The 14,059-nt window shown below is 40.2% G+C and carries 14 protein-coding genes and 1 riboswitch; of the genes, 9 read left to right on the top strand and 5 right to left on the bottom strand.

The features are described from left to right. Positions 1-54 precede the first annotated feature (54 nt). The 3 genes from NQZ71_RS03150 (at position 55) to NQZ71_RS03140 (ending at position 2,530) form a co-directional block, all read left to right on the top strand. Entirely contained in the window at positions 55-789 is a 735-nt protein-coding gene (locus NQZ71_RS03150) for an ABC transporter ATP-binding protein (protein WP_317011285.1), read from the top strand. Beyond that, positions 779-1,792, top strand: coding sequence for an ABC transporter permease (locus NQZ71_RS03145; RefSeq protein ID WP_317011284.1), 1,014 nt, complete (start codon positions 779-781; stop codon positions 1,790-1,792). Before NQZ71_RS03150 ends, NQZ71_RS03145 begins: the two co-directional genes overlap by 11 nt. An 87-nt stretch (positions 1,793-1,879) precedes the next feature. Further along, entirely contained in the window at positions 1,880-2,530 is a 651-nt protein-coding gene (locus tag NQZ71_RS03140; RefSeq protein ID WP_317011283.1) for a TetR/AcrR family transcriptional regulator, read from the top strand. A 66-nt stretch (positions 2,531-2,596) separates the two neighbouring features. On the opposite strand, the gene NQZ71_RS03135 is transcribed toward NQZ71_RS03140, so the two are convergent. After that, on the bottom strand, positions 2,597-3,457 hold the full coding sequence (locus tag NQZ71_RS03135; RefSeq protein WP_144455088.1) for a Cof-type HAD-IIB family hydrolase: 861 nt from the start codon (positions 3,455-3,457) through the stop codon (positions 2,597-2,599). Between the two features lie 489 nt (positions 3,458-3,946). On the opposite strand from NQZ71_RS03135, the gene NQZ71_RS03130 reads away from it, so the two are divergent. The 4 genes from NQZ71_RS03130 to cydC are packed head-to-tail and all read left to right on the top strand — an operon-like array spanning position 3,947 to position 9,816. After that, on the top strand, positions 3,947-5,350 hold the full coding sequence (locus tag NQZ71_RS03130; protein WP_275008299.1) for a cytochrome ubiquinol oxidase subunit I: 1,404 nt from the start codon (positions 3,947-3,949) through the stop codon (positions 5,348-5,350). Further along, complete coding sequence (cydB, locus tag NQZ71_RS03125; protein WP_127738943.1) at positions 5,343-6,359, top strand: cytochrome d ubiquinol oxidase subunit II; 1,017 nt, start codon at positions 5,343-5,345, stop codon at positions 6,357-6,359. The genes NQZ71_RS03130 and cydB overlap by 8 nt, the downstream gene beginning before the upstream one ends. Further along, on the top strand, positions 6,359-8,059 hold the full coding sequence (gene cydD, locus NQZ71_RS03120; protein ID WP_260054265.1) for a thiol reductant ABC exporter subunit CydD: 1,701 nt from the start codon (positions 6,359-6,361) through the stop codon (positions 8,057-8,059). Before cydB ends, cydD begins: the two co-directional genes overlap by 1 nt. A gap of 14 nt (positions 8,060-8,073) precedes the next feature. After that, a complete protein-coding gene (gene cydC, locus NQZ71_RS03115) occupies positions 8,074-9,816 on the top strand; it encodes a thiol reductant ABC exporter subunit CydC (RefSeq protein ID WP_317011282.1) in 1,743 nt (580 codons plus the stop codon). 27 nt (positions 9,817-9,843) lie between these two features. On the opposite strand, the gene NQZ71_RS03110 is transcribed toward cydC, so the two are convergent. Together NQZ71_RS03110 and ybaK are read right to left on the bottom strand one after the other, a co-directional pair. After that, entirely contained in the window at positions 9,844-10,743 is a 900-nt protein-coding gene (locus NQZ71_RS03110) for an SDR family oxidoreductase (RefSeq protein WP_260054264.1), read from the bottom strand. 70 nt (positions 10,744-10,813) lie between these two features. Next, positions 10,814-11,290: a Cys-tRNA(Pro) deacylase gene (gene ybaK, locus NQZ71_RS03105; protein WP_144455083.1), complete on the bottom strand. Its 477-nt coding sequence runs from the start codon at positions 11,288-11,290 to the stop codon at positions 10,814-10,816. 168 nt (positions 11,291-11,458) lie between these two features. Here ybaK and NQZ71_RS03100 point away from each other — a divergent pair, with 168 nt between their 5' ends. Then, positions 11,459-12,181: a class I SAM-dependent methyltransferase gene (locus tag NQZ71_RS03100; RefSeq protein ID WP_317011281.1), complete on the top strand. Its 723-nt coding sequence runs from the start codon at positions 11,459-11,461 to the stop codon at positions 12,179-12,181. Between the two features lie 55 nt (positions 12,182-12,236). On the opposite strand, the gene NQZ71_RS03095 is transcribed toward NQZ71_RS03100, so the two are convergent. Continuing rightward, the gene (locus NQZ71_RS03095; RefSeq protein ID WP_317011280.1) at positions 12,237-13,133 is read right to left on the bottom strand and encodes an NAD(P)/FAD-dependent oxidoreductase; all 897 of its coding nucleotides are present in this window, start codon (positions 13,131-13,133) and stop codon (positions 12,237-12,239) included. 186 nt (positions 13,134-13,319) lie between these two features. Here NQZ71_RS03095 and NQZ71_RS03090 point away from each other — a divergent pair, with 186 nt between their 5' ends. Next, complete coding sequence (locus NQZ71_RS03090) at positions 13,320-13,484, top strand: hypothetical protein (RefSeq protein WP_260054260.1); 165 nt, start codon at positions 13,320-13,322, stop codon at positions 13,482-13,484. 13 nt (positions 13,485-13,497) lie between these two features. Then, positions 13,498-13,586, top strand: a riboswitch (cyclic di-GMP riboswitch). 209 nt (positions 13,587-13,795) lie between these two features. On the opposite strand, the gene NQZ71_RS03085 is transcribed toward NQZ71_RS03090, so the two are convergent. After that, complete coding sequence (locus NQZ71_RS03085) at positions 13,796-14,059, bottom strand: YwqI/YxiC family protein (RefSeq protein ID WP_144455079.1); 264 nt, start codon at positions 14,057-14,059, stop codon at positions 13,796-13,798.

Raw genomic sequence — 14,059 nt, 5'->3', positions numbered from 1 at the left:
AACTTTATGATAAAAGTGAGTAATTACTCACTTTTATTAACAGGAGGAGTTAATATGGATGTTAATCCGGTTTTATTTGTAAATCATCTCTCCAAGGCCTTTGGCAAACGTCCTGTATTAGAAAATATTGATATGGAGGTCCAGCAAGGCGAAATATTAGGATTGCTTGGTCCATCTGGAGCTGGTAAAACAACACTTGTAAAAGCAATCATTGGGCTCGAATCTCCTGATAGTGGCAATGTATCTGTACTTGGAACAACAATGCCTAATTTAGAAATCATCGAGCAAATTGGCTATATGGCTCAAGCTGATGCCCTTTATCATGATTTAACCGCATTAGAAAACCTCCAGTTTTTTGCCCGTTTGTATGGTCTAAGCAAGTTGCAACAAAAGGATAGGTTTGAAGAGACCGCACAGCTTGTAAATCTTTCTGACCAGCTTCATAAACCAGTAGCACAATATTCAGGTGGCATGAAAAGAAGATTATCTATTTGTATTGCCCTTTTAAATAAACCTAAGCTGCTTATTTTAGATGAACCTACTGTCGGTATTGACCCTGTTCTTCGCAAAAGTATTTGGGAAACATTCCGTCAGCTTAAAGAGTCAGGAACCTCCATTATCGTCACAACACATGTTATGGATGAAGCGGAAAAATGCGACAGGCTTGCAATGATTCGCAATGGCAAAATCATTGCAATAGATTCCCCAAAGCAATTGATAAGGCGCAGTAATACGCAAACAATGGAGGAAGCATTCTTATTTTATGGAGGGGTCGAGGATGAGAATTAGAGCGTTAGTTATACGGATTTTACAGCAGTTTTACCGTGATAAACGAACCGTCGCAATGATGATTCTTGCACCAATCTTTATTTTGACAATGGTTCATCTCGTTTTTAACAGTGACAGCTACGAACCTGAAATAGGTCTTATTAATGCCCCAAGCAAGCTAGAGGAAGCACTTCCTGATAATGCAACAAGCAAATATAAAACAGAAGCAGCAGCACAAAAAGACTTAGCCGCAGGTAAAATTGACGGTTATCTACAAGTCGGTAGTACGATACACATCATGGTGGAAGGCAGCGATCCAAGCATTAGCAAATCGGTAGTAGAAAAGATTCGAACAGCCTTTCCATCAACAGGTGCAGCTAGTCCAGATATTAAGGTAAATGCCTTATATGGGGAAACAGACATGAGTCAATTCGACTCCTTCGGCCCTATCCTTCTTGGTTTTTTTGCTTTTTTCTTTGTGTTCCTTGTTGCAGGGGTCTCCTTTTTAAGAGAAAGAACATCTGGTACATTGGAAAGGCTTCTGTCTAGTCCTGTCAGGAGATGGGAGTTTGTTCTGTCCTATGTAATAGGGTTTGGGTTATTTACAATGATTCAGTCTGCCATCATTGTTTTCTATGCAGTTTATATACTTGGGATGATGAATGAAGGATCCATCCTCTTAGTGCTTTTGACAACGTTAATTCTGTCTTTAACAGCATTGACACTTGGTATTCTGTTATCTACATTCGCTAAAAATGAACTGCAGATGATCCAGTTTATTCCGATTATTGTCGTACCACAGGTGTTCTTTTCTGGACTATTTCCATTAGAAACGATATCGCGCTACATCAGCTGGATTTCTAATATCACTCCATTGTACTACGCTGGTGATGCACTGAAGGACGTTATGATTAGAGGAAAAGGACTAGGAAGTATCGCAGAACCACTCATTATACTGCTTTGTTTTTCCCTGCTGTTTATTGTTATTAATATAGCAGCATTAAAGAGGTATCGCAAAATATAACAAATTGGGTGTTGGGATTTCCGGATAGGTTTTCTCTATACTTCGTTGTACAATAGAGGAAAGATCCTGAAGTTAAAGGAGCGTCTCATGAGTGACCAAGAAAACATATTAGATTTCATCTTAAAGGATGAAGATAATGTGACTGAAAAACAGAAAAAGATAATTGCCGCTGCCATTGAAGCATTTTCCGAGAAGGGGTTTGCAGCGACCTCCACGAGTGAAATTGCCAAGAAGGCTGGTGTTGCCGAAGGAACCATTTTCCGCCATTACAAGACGAAAAAAGACTTGCTGCTAAAGCTTCTTTCTCCAATGGTGTCAAAGCTGATTGCCCCAATTGTTCTCAAGGATTTTAACAAGGTACTCGATGCCGAGCATCACAGCTTTGAGGAATTTCTTCGAGCGGTCGTTAAAAACCGCATGGAATTTCTTCAGAAAAACGATGCTCTATTTAAGATTCTTATACAAGAAATCCCTTTCCATCAAGATTTGAGGGAGATATTCATTGATCAAATAGCCTCAAAGGTGTTCAAGCGCTTAAATGAAATAATGGATTTTTATAAGGAAAAAGGAGATGTACTAGACATTCCCAGCATGTCGGCAGTACGTTTAGCAATTACCTCTATCTTTGGATACTTTATTGCCAGGCACCTCATTCTTCCTGACATTCACTGGGATGATGAGGCAGAAATTGAACGAACGATTCAGTTCATCTTGGCTGGTCTTGCGCCTAAAAGCTAGAAACAATAGAAAAACCCTTTTTGCCTGCAGGCTAAAAAGGGTTTTTCTTTATATGTATTTGTGAGCTTAAACCTCAAGTGCAAGCTTAATTGCCTTACCAACGCCACTTTCCTCATTCGTTGCTGTGACAAAGTGACACTGTCTTTGGATTTCTTCATCGGCATTTCCCATTGCGACTGCTCTTCCAACCTTTAGCATCATAGAAAGGTCATTATAATTGTCGCCAATTGCCATCGTGTCTTGTAAGGAGATGCCTCTTGCGTCAACAAATTCCTCTAACGCGATACCCTTTTGGGCTTCAACAGCTGTTATTTCAATATTTTCCTTGCCTGATGCACTGACTGCAAGCTTCGAATTTCCCTTCAGCTTCTCTCTTACCTCATTTAATGTGACTGGTTCGAAGTGGAATGCCAGCAGCTTATAAATAACTTGGGACTCATCCTCAAACAAAACAGCATAGCTGTCAAGCTGATTAACCTCCTGCAGACGCTCCTCAGCAGCCTTCTTAATTTCATCCATATCCATATCCTTTACATGACCATTCACAGTAAAAATATCCATAATCAATGATCTGGCCATTGTCTTATCTAATGTATATGTTCCTTTATTCGTATACACTTCATAATAAACTTGATGACTATGCAAAATTTCAGCAACTTCCTTTGCAAGGTCCTTGCTTAATGGATTTGTTTGGATTACTTCATGAGCGCTAGTGCGGATTTCTGCCCCATTTGCACAAATCATCGGTGTAATGATGCCAGCATCCTTCAACAAGTCCCCTGCCTCTTCATAAGCACGGCCTGTTGCAATCACTACTTCAACCCCGCTCTCTTGAGCAAGTTTTATCGCCTCACGGTTTTCTGCTGTAATTTCCTGAGCAGAAGTCAGCAGCGTACCATCCATATCAATAGCAATACATTTTACCATTTAAAAAACACCCTTTTTATTTATTTGTGGCAGGAAAGGCTATTCATATATAGCGCTTCCAACCTGTCCTAAAAAAAAGCCTTTAACAGCATTTTCAGCCAATACCTCTATGATAACATGGATTCACCTATTTTAATAACTCCCCGCTTTGTCCCATAATGCTCCAACAAAGAAGGTTATATTTGTCATAATTGTGAACTAAAAATGTGAACACTTTTCAAACACTTTATGATTTATAACGCAAAATAATCCTTTTTCATTATGATATAGCTATCATTTCGAAAAGGGAGACGATAACGGCACAAACATCTTTATACCAGCTTTTCTTCCTAGGTGAGAAGACTAGCTTCAACAGATGGCCACATCAATTTGTATTCTAATCCAACACGTTTATTTATTTTTTATGTGCTTAGTCAACGATATTTGTCGCAATTTTACTTATCATGTTCACATCTTCACAAAAATATTTTAGAACAAGGAGGAAAACACATGGATATGGTGTTTTTATCACGTTTACAATTCGCTTCCACCACCATCTTTCATTTCTTCTTCGTGCCAATTTCTATCGGCTTAGTTTTCATGATTGCTATTATGGAAACAATGTACGTTAGAAGCGGTAATGAAGAATATAAAAGAATGGCAAAATTTTGGGGGAAATTATTTCTTATTAACTTTGTCATCGGAATCGTTACAGGAATCCTTCAGGAATTCCAGTTTGGCATGAATTGGTCAAACTACTCTCGTTTTGTAGGAGATGTTTTCGGTGCTCCTCTTGCGATTGAAGCATTGCTTGCCTTCTTTCTGGAATCCACCTTTATTGGACTTTGGATTTTCGGCTGGGATCGGTTATCAAAAAAGGTGCACCTTGCCTGTATTTGGCTGACATCTTTCGGTACAATCATGTCTGCCTTCTTTATTCTTGTTGCAAACAGCTTTATGCAGCATCCTGTCGGTTATGAAATCAACAACGGCAGAGCGGAAATGAATGACTTTTTGGCGCTGCTGACAAATGGGCAGGCACTTGTTGAAATCCCCCATACAGTTCTCGGAGCTTTGGCAACAGGAGCTTTCCTTGTTACAGGGATAAGTGCAATTAAACTATTGAAAAAACAAGATGTTTCTTTCTTTAAAAAGTCATTCCAAATTGGTATTACAGTTGCATTAATTTCAACATTTTTAACAATGGTGGCAGGTCATGCACAAGCTCAATATCTTGTAGAAACACAGCCGATGAAAATGGCAGCAAGTGAAGGGCTTTGGGAGCATAGCGATGATCCAGCATCTTGGACTGTTTCCGCGTTTATTAATGTCGATAAAAAAGAAAATACTGGTGAAATTAAAATACCTTATCTGCTCAGCATTCTTTCCTATAATACGTTGGATGGCAGTGTAAAAGGTATGAATGAGCTTCAAGCAGAATATGAGCAAAAATACGGCGAAGGAAACTATATTCCTCCTGTTAAAACAACGTTTTGGAGCTTCCGCATCATGGTTGTTGCTGGTGTTGCCATGTTTGTGCTTGGCATTTACGGTGTTTTCTTAGCTTGGAAAAAGAAACTCGTTACTAAACCAAATAAGTGGTTCTACCGTTTTATGGTGGCAGGTATATCCTTGCCATTTATAGCCAATACTTCAGGATGGATTATGACAGAAATCGGCAGGCAGCCTTGGACAGTGTTTGGTCTTATGCAAACAGCAGACAGTATTAGCCCAAGCGTCAGTGCCGGTCAAGTCTTATTTTCCATCATAACGTTCTGCACCGTCTATGCGATTCTGGCTGTAATCATGATTTTCCTTTATGTGAAGGTAATCAAAAAGGGTCCGTACAAAATGGACGCTGAAGAACAAAAAATCAACAACGACCCATTTGCAAAGGAGGGTTTCCATGTTTGATCTAGGTGTACTTTGGTTTATATTAGTTGCTGTCTTATTCATTGGATTCTTCTTTCTGGAAGGCTTTGATTTCGGTGTTGGCATGTCCACACAGTTAATTGCTAGAAATGATATGGAAAGACGAATTCTTATTAATACAATCGGTCCATTCTGGGACGCAAACGAGGTTTGGCTGATAACAGCAGGAGGAGCGCTATTCGCTGCCTTTCCTCATTGGTATGCAACACTGTTCAGCGGATTTTATACTCCGCTTGTCGTCGTGCTGCTTGCTTTAATTATTCGTGCAACAGGTTTTGAGTTCCGAGCAAAGGGCAATCACCCTATCTGGAAAAAGAGTTGGGACATCTGTATATTTTTAGGCAGTCTCCTTCCTCCCCTTTTGTTTGGGGTTGTGTTTGCTTGCTTCATACAAGGACTGCCGATTGATAAAAACATGGAGCTTAATGCCGGCTTTTTCGATATCGTTAATGTCTACACATTAACAGGCGGCATTACTGTACTTATGCTTTGTCTTGTTCACGGGCTTATGTTTACAACAATTCGGACTGTCGGTGATTTGCAAGACCGCGCCCGTAATCTTGGTCAAAAGCTGCTGCCGCCATTAGGCATTTTATTAACAGCATTTACTGTAATGACATATATCAAAACAGATATCTTTGAAAGACAAGGCACCATCCTTTCCTTCTTGTTCGGAATCGGTGTAATTGCCTTTGTTCTTAGTGGATATTTCATATCTAGGAAAAAGGATGGCTGGGCATTTGGAATGACAGGTGCTGTCATTGCCCTCTCCTTTATATCTATTTTTATCGGCTTATTCCCAAGACTGATGATCAGCTCAATCAACAGCTCATTCAGCTTAACGGTCTCCAATGCAGCCTCCGGGCATTACTCCTTAACGGTGATGACAATTGTCGCACTTACCCTGCTGCCTTTTGTGCTAGGGTATCAAATTTGGAGCTATATTGTATTCCGTAAACGTGTAACAGAAAAGTCTCATCTGGAGTACTGATGGACAAAAACTTAATGAAGTCAAAAGGAATCAAGCCGATTCTTACATTGCTAACTTTCGCAACAATCTTTCAAGGTGCTGCAATCATTCTGCAAGCCAAATGGCTTGCAGAGGCCATCACCTCTTTATTTAATGGAGAAGGAATTCAAGAACAATATGAAACAATCATATTGTTCTTGTTGGCATTTCTGGCACGCCACCTCCTTCAATTATTCCAGCAAAGCATCTCTGCCCGTTTTGCCGAAAAAACAAGTAGAGAACTTAGATCACGCCTAATAAAAAAACTGTTTGAGCTTGGACCGAAATATACAAAGAAACAAGGCAGTGGAAACATATCGACACTTGTGTTGGAAGGAATTTCTCAATATAAAGGGTATGTTGAACTTATCCTTCCGAGGATGGTGGGAACCTCCGTCATTCCTCCAATGATATTGCTGTATGTATATTGGTTGGATTGGATTGCAGGCATCATTCTGACAATCACAATGCCGATTCTAATTGGTTTCCTCATTCTCGTTGGACTGGCAGCAAAGGGACAAATGAATAAGCAGCTTGCTACTTACCGGATTCTTTCCAATCACTTCCTTGATTCATTAAGAGGATTGGAAACACTTAAATTTTTAGGAAAAAGCAAAAAACACAGTGACAATATTGAAAAAGTGAGTGAGCAATATCGGACTGCCACGATGAAAACACTTCGTGTCGCCTTTTTATCCTCCTTTTCACTGGACTTTTTTACATCATTATCTGTTGCTTCTGTAGCAGTTAATTTAGGTGTACGCCTTATTGGCGGTGACTTGCTGCTGTTGCCGGCATTAATGATTTTAATTATGGCACCTGAATATTTTCTTCCAGTAAGGATGGTTGGAGCAGACTATCATGCCACTTTAAATGGAAAAGAAGCAGGCGAAGCCATATTGGCAATACTTCACGAGGAAAGCAATAGCATGTCAAAAACAACTGTATCAGCTATGCAGGATATTTCGAATATTGCATTTAATCAAGTAGGATATCGTCACAGCAGTGCGGAGAATCTTACACTTGAGAGTCTATCCTTCCAAATTGCTGGCTGCAAAAAGGTCGGTATTGTCGGAGAAAGCGGTGCAGGGAAATCAACACTAATTGATTTACTCAGCGGCTTTACGAGTAATACAGAAGGTGAAATTCTGTTAAATAACAAGGAGATACCAAGTCTTATGACTGAGGAGTGGCGGCAGAAAACAGTCTATATACCACAATCTCCCTATATATTCAGCATGACACTCAGAGAGAATATTGCCTTTTATCAACCTGGAGCAGAGGATGATGAAATTAAAGCTGCATTAAGAGCAACAGGATTGGAGACATTATATCAATCCCTTCCGCATGGCCTTGACGAGATGCTTGGTGATGGCGGCAGAACACTTAGTGGCGGACAAGAACAGCGCATTGCCTTAGCAAGGGCCTTTCTGACAGACCGAAAAGTTATGCTGTTGGATGAACCAACGTCACACTTAGATATTGAAACAGAATTTGAGTTAAAGGAGACAATGCTGCCATTGTTTGAACAGAGGCTTGTTTTCCTTGCAACACATCGACTTCACTGGATGAAGAATATGGATAAAATCCTTGTACTAGATAACGGAAAAATAGTTGAAACTGGCACACACGAAGAGCTTGTAGCGGCAAAAGGCTGCTATTACAGGCTGCTGATTCAATAAAGGAGCTGCTAAGCATGAGAGAAGACAAATGGATATTGCCATTTATGAAAGAGAATGCTGGACGAATTATCATCATTCTCTTATTAAGCATATTAGCACTGGGCACAGGAGCAATGCTCACCTTTACTTCAGGCTATTTAATCAGCAGATCTGCCATGCCGATTGAAAACATTCTAATGGTGTATATTCCGATTGTAGGAGTTAGAGCATTTGGAATCAGCCGTGCTGTGTTCAGCTATTTAGAAAGGCTCGCGGGCCATGATGCTGTTTTAAGAATATTATCGAAAATGCGTATAAAGCTATATGGAATTTTAGAGCCACAGGCACTTTTCATTAAGAGCCGCTTCAAAATGGGTGATATGCTTGGCATTCTTGCAGAGGATATTGAACAGCTTCAGTATATTTATTTAAGGACGATTTTTCCGACAATAGCTGCATGTGTTTTATATATCATGACAATTTGTGTTATCGGTATTCTCGATATCCCCTTTGCCATGCTTATGGCATTTTATTTAGCGCTGCTACTTGTTGTATTTCCAGTTTGTTCTCTGCTGCTGATGAAGAAAAGCCAGACAGAATATAAGCAGCGCAGAAATGGCCTTTATCAAAAGCTGACTGACAGTATTTTAGGCATAACAGACTGGGTTATTAGTGGCCGCTCAAACAGCTTTATATCCTCCTATGAAAGAGATGAAGCCTTAGCAGCAGATGTAAACCTTAAACTGACCCGCTTTTCGAGATGGCGTAATTTTGCCCAGCAGGCAGTTTCAGCATTAGTAATTACCTCTTTGCTATTTTGGGCTGCTGGACAATATGCAGAAGGACATATTCCTGTTGCGATGATTGCTGCCATTGTATTAGTTGCACTGCCAATACTGGACGCCTTTCTAGTTGTTTCTGAAGCGTTTGAGAGAATCCCAGGATATCAAGATTCCTTAAACAGACTAAAAAGGCTGGAAGGCTCTGAAAATAAAGCTAGCCAGCACAAAATGGCGCCAAAGGAAAATTCTATCCATATTAAACTGGAAAATGTCTCTTATACCTATGAGAAAGGGGATACCCCCTCTGTCAAAAATGTAAATATTGATATTCCCCAAGGAAAAAAAATTGCTTTGATTGGCAGGAGCGGTGCAGGAAAATCAACATTGTTAAAGCTTATTCAAGGGGTTATCACCACAAAGAATGGAAAGGTAACCTATAACGGGAAGGATGCTGGACTTCATCAGGAGGATACTTCAGCGATTATTTCTGTTTTAAACCAGAGTCCCCATCTATTTGATACAACACTAAGAAATAATTTGCTGCTAGGCTCAGATGACGTGGGGGAAAATGAGTTGACTGCGGCAATTAAACTAGCACAGCTGCAAGACTTAGTGAACAAACTGCCAGATGGACTTGATACCTTTATGCAGGAAACAGGCCAGCGCTTTTCTGGTGGTGAAAGACAGCGTGTCGCTTTAGCTAGAATTCTCTTAAAGGACACGCCGGTTGTCATATTAGACGAACCGAATGCAAGCTTGGACCCTCGTACAGAAAAGGAACTGCTTCAGACCATTTTTGCCTCCCTAGCAGGTAAGTCAATCATCTGGATTACTCACCATTTAGTTGGGGTGGAGCAGATGGATGAAATCTTATTTATGGAAGCAGGCAAAATTGTAATGAGAGGCACACATCAAGAGCTTCTTGGAAACGAACGTTATAGACAATTTTATGAACTGGATCATCCAGATTTTTTATTAAAAAAAGATGAGGCATAAACTTCCTCATCTTTTTTGTTGCCATTTTTATGTCGTTACCATCTGACCGCCATTTATATGAATTACTTCCCCTGTCGTGTAGCCAGAGTCATCTGAAGCTAAATAAACATAAGCAGGTGCGAGCTCAAAAGGCTGGCCTGCCCTTTTCCATGGCGTATCTGTCCCGAATGTCATAACATTCTTTTCAGAAAAGCTTGCTGGAATTAATGGTGTCCAAATTGGTCCTGGCGCAATGGCATTCACTCTGATTTTCTTTTTTGCCAATGACATTGACAATGATCTCGTCAATGCAAGAATAGCTCCCTTTGTTGCCGAGTAATCGATTAAATCCTTATTTCCCTCATAAGCGGTAACAGAGGTAGTATTAATGATCGAGCTTCCCGCCTTTAAATGAGGCAGGACTGCTTTTATTAAGTAAAAGAATGAGAATATATTTGTTTCAAAGGTATTCGTTAATTGTTCCTTTGTAATATCAAGAATGCTTTTTTGTACAAATTGGACAGCGTGATTATTGACTAATATATCAATTTTGCCAAAGCGCTGGATTGCCTGCTGTGCGACAACTGCAGCGTTTTCCTCGACTCTGAGATCTGCTGCAATGAACAGGCTCTCTCCACCAAGCTGGTTGATTCTCTGCTCTGTTTCTTGGGCATCTCTATGTTCATTTAAGTAAACGATAACGACCTTTGCACCTTCCTTTACAAAGGCATATGCCGCTGCCCTGCCAATACCGCTGTCCCCGCCAGTAATAATTGCTACTTTTCCCTTTAGCTTGCCGCTGCCTTTATAGTTAGGGTTCTCGGAAATCGGCCGTGGATTCATTTCATACTCAAATCCTGGCATTCTGTTCTGATGCTGTGGTGGAAAAGCAATTGGTGTATTCTTTACTTCCTGCTTATGATCATAATACGGATATTCTGGATACATTGTTTTCGCACTCCTTCTGGGCATTTATCTTTACATATGCTATGCCCAGATGGAAAAGTTGTGCTTTTTTTTATGAAAGAACATTCACAACTGCTGCGTCTGTTGCTTGAATAAGGTCACTCACTTCCAGTTCCATCTGTAACCCTATTTTGCCACCACTCACGACAATAGATGGCAGCCCCTCTGCACTGTCATCAAGAATTGTTTGATAACTTTTCTTCATGCCAATCGGTGAGCATCCACCTCTTATATAGCCTGTTAGCTTTTGGATATCCTTGACAGGTGCCATCTCGACTTTTTTAGATTGCACTGCTTTAGCTGCCTTTTTCAAATCAAGCTCAGCTTGGACTGGAATGATGAATACATACGGCTCCTTTTCCCCATCTTGTACAACAAGTGTTTTAAATACCTGTCTTTTATCAACACCTATTTTTTCTGCTACCGAAATGCCGTCAATTTTCCCATCCTTATTTTCGTAAGAATGAGTGGTATAGGAGATGTGGAGACCGTCGAGAATGCGCATTGCATTCGTTTTGCCTTTTGCCATTGCGTTTCAGCTCCTGTCTGACTTTTCACTCTTTTCCCCATTATAACTTAACCCGTTAGACATTTGGCCCGATAATCAGAACCAATTTGCCGATATGCCATATAGTATTGGAAAGCTGCCTTAATCAAAGGGAGCGAAATGCGATTCCTGACTATTGGAGGAATAAAGATGAAACCATCTTATCAAGATGCACTTGCTTATTATGGAGTTAACGGAGCCCATCCTGGCGGGCTTTCCTTAACTAGATACTTGCTGCAGCAGGAAAAAATCACATCAGCCACAAGCCTGTTAGACGCTGGATGCGGGACAGGGCAAACCTCGGCTTTTATTAAAAAGCATTACCCTTGTTCTGTCACAAGCATTGACCTCCATCCAACGATGGTCAAAAGGGCTGCAAGTCGTTTTCACAGAGAAAACCTGCCCATAAATCTAGTGCAGGGCAGTATTGAGAAACTGCCATTCCCTGACGGAAGCTTTGACATCATACTTGTAGAATCTGTGCTTATTTTCACAGATATTCGCCACTCCTTAAAGGAGCTTAAACGTGTCCTGAAGCCTAACGGTGTCGTTCTTGCCTTGGAAATGACTTCTGAAAGAGAGCTTACATCATTAGAACAAAATAATATGAGATCAGTCTATGGAATAGAGAAGGTATATTCTGAAGGAGAATGGGTGCACAACTTAGCTGCTGCTGGCTTTAGGAATGCGGAAATCAAGCTGTCACACACCGTCTATTCCCATATGTTTGCAAACATTGAAGGGGAAGAGGAAGAAATGGACGTTCATGTTACAAGAAATTTAGAAATGGAAAATAAGCTGACGGAGCATGCTCACATTTTATATACTTATGGAAATATTATTGGATATCGCGTTTACAGAGCAACACTTTAATAAAAACACCCTCCGGATATCAGGGCCAGATCCCTTCGTCAGGAGGGTGTTTTCCTTAGTTTAACAGCGATTTATGAATCCATATGGCAGCCTGGGATCCGTCTCCCATGGCAATTGTTACCTGTTCGGAATGGGCAACAACATCACCTGCAGCCCACACATTTTCTACATTAGTCATTTTCGTTCTGCCATTAACAGAAATATGGTTATTCTCTAATATCTCCACACCGAGCTGTTTGGCAAGCTCTGATTTGACGATATTGCCCCCGAATGCAATAAAGCCATGCTTCCCATCCAAAAACTCCCCATCATTTAAAGTAAAGCCTTGCAAGCTTGATCCATCCGCTTCCACTTTCTTAATTTCCTTATCTATAACAGGGATATTTTGTTCAGCAAGCTTCTTTTGTACTTCCTCGCCGATGGCTTCTCCACCGTGATTAACATAGACAAGCTCCTTTGTCCAATACGTTAATGTTAACGCCATATTTGCTCCAACTTTTCCATTACCGATAACAATGGTCTTCTTATTTTTAACCTCATAGCCATCACAATCAGGACATAAATACACACTGATACCTAAACAAGGATATAGCTCTGCAAATGGCGGGATATTGTCAATAATACCTGTTGCAAGAAGCAGTCTCTTCGCTTCATACTGACCTGATTCTGTATCAATAACAAAATAATCATCCTGCTTTTCCACATTTGTAGCTGTCATGGAAAGAAACTCAACTCCAAGGCTTTCAGCCTGCTGCCTTCCCTTCTGGCGCAATTCTGTTCCGCTTATCCCATCTGGATAGCCAAGTATGTTATGATAGCTTTTGCAAAGAATAGACCTGCCTATTCCCGAATCTATAACCAACACATTATGTTTATACCTGCCGAGCTGTATAGCTGCCTGCAGGCCGGCGATTCCTCCGCCGATAATTACACAATCAAATGTTTTCTTCATCACAGACTCCTTCTATTAAAGTTTATCGGTTTTATTAGATTTCCTGAATTGTATACTGTTTATACAGTACGAAACCGCGAACCTCACTTTTACTATTTTTACCAAAATGGGATTGAATACTTTTCAAGATGGTTATAATAATGCATAATGAATTCATGCAACTCCAAATTAAGGAAGTGGTCTTGTTTGCAGCTAGTAAAAAGGGAGCTTGCGCGCTTATTAGATGATCACAACAGATGCCCTGATCACCTTATAAAAAAGGAAATAAAAAAAGACATTCAATTATTAAAAGAAGCCATTTCCATCTACGAAAAACAACAACAGATCAGCTTCTATGAAAAGGAAAACTAAAATATATGAATATCTTGTCAAAAGGCAAATTTTACGAAAGTAAAAGACGCAAAGCCACGGACCTAAGATAGCAGCAGCTATTATGGCCGCCGGGCCGCCAAGGTCTTTTATATTTTCCTTATTAACTACTACCTCAAATGAAAAAAGCATAACTTCTAGTGAAATTATGCTTGAAAATTACTATTTGAGTGCAATATTATTGCTTGTAATGACAGCTTTTTAGTAGCCTGTTCTCTTAGAGAGGAATAATGCGCTCTTGCTTTCATTGTATTACGTAAGCCCTCACCATTTAGAACCTTCACCAGAACTCCCTACCTAGTTATCGCTTCATCCTGTTCCTTTAATGCATCAATATTGTCCTTTGTATCTGCTATATTCTTTAAAACAATCTTTTTATACTCTTCTATTAAGCTCTCAATTCGTTCTTCTCTTTCTTTCCATTCCGATGTGAAATCGAGCTTGTTGTCCTTCAATTTACTTGTCGGTGTGCGGATCAAGGCAAGACTGTGCACTGCCTGTTCTGCATTGCTTAATTTGCTGATTGCATTAGCATGGTTTAATTTAATCGTAGCCAT

The sequence above is a fragment of the Niallia taxi genome (assembly GCF_032818155.1).
GTDB classification, from domain to species: Bacteria; Bacillota; Bacilli; order Bacillales; family Cytobacillaceae; genus Niallia; species Niallia taxi_A.
The sequence above is the reverse complement of the archived record's forward strand: the minus strand, read 5'-3'. Positions and strand labels throughout refer to the sequence as shown.

What these genes read in the sequence shown, in the direction of transcription:
- NQZ71_RS03100 (WP_317011281.1), top strand. Translation starts at nt 11,459, where the DNA reads ATGAAACCATCTTATCAAGATGCACTTGCTTATTATGGAGTTAACGGA.
- NQZ71_RS03135 (WP_144455088.1), bottom strand. Translation starts at nt 3,457, where the DNA reads ATGGTAAAATGTATTGCTATTGATATGGATGGTACGCTGCTGACTTCT.
- NQZ71_RS03110 (WP_260054264.1), bottom strand. Translation starts at nt 10,743, where the DNA reads ATGTATCCAGAATATCCGTATTATGATCATAAGCAGGAAGTAAAGAAT.
- cydB (WP_127738943.1), top strand. Translation starts at nt 5,343, where the DNA reads ATGTTTGATCTAGGTGTACTTTGGTTTATATTAGTTGCTGTCTTATTC.
- cydC (WP_317011282.1), top strand. Translation starts at nt 8,074, where the DNA reads ATGAGAGAAGACAAATGGATATTGCCATTTATGAAAGAGAATGCTGGA.
- NQZ71_RS03145 (WP_317011284.1), top strand. Translation starts at nt 779, where the DNA reads ATGAGAATTAGAGCGTTAGTTATACGGATTTTACAGCAGTTTTACCGT.
- NQZ71_RS03140 (WP_317011283.1), top strand. Translation starts at nt 1,880, where the DNA reads ATGAGTGACCAAGAAAACATATTAGATTTCATCTTAAAGGATGAAGAT.
- ybaK (WP_144455083.1), bottom strand. Translation starts at nt 11,290, where the DNA reads ATGGCAAAAGGCAAAACGAATGCAATGCGCATTCTCGACGGTCTCCAC.
- NQZ71_RS03095 (WP_317011280.1), bottom strand. Translation starts at nt 13,133, where the DNA reads ATGAAGAAAACATTTGATTGTGTAATTATCGGCGGAGGAATCGCCGGC.
- NQZ71_RS03150 (WP_317011285.1), top strand. Translation starts at nt 55, where the DNA reads ATGGATGTTAATCCGGTTTTATTTGTAAATCATCTCTCCAAGGCCTTT.
- NQZ71_RS03085 (WP_144455079.1), bottom strand. Translation starts at nt 14,059, where the DNA reads ATGGCTACGATTAAATTAAACCATGCTAATGCAATCAGCAAATTAAGC.
- cydD (WP_260054265.1), top strand. Translation starts at nt 6,359, where the DNA reads ATGGACAAAAACTTAATGAAGTCAAAAGGAATCAAGCCGATTCTTACA.
- NQZ71_RS03130 (WP_275008299.1), top strand. Translation starts at nt 3,947, where the DNA reads ATGGATATGGTGTTTTTATCACGTTTACAATTCGCTTCCACCACCATC.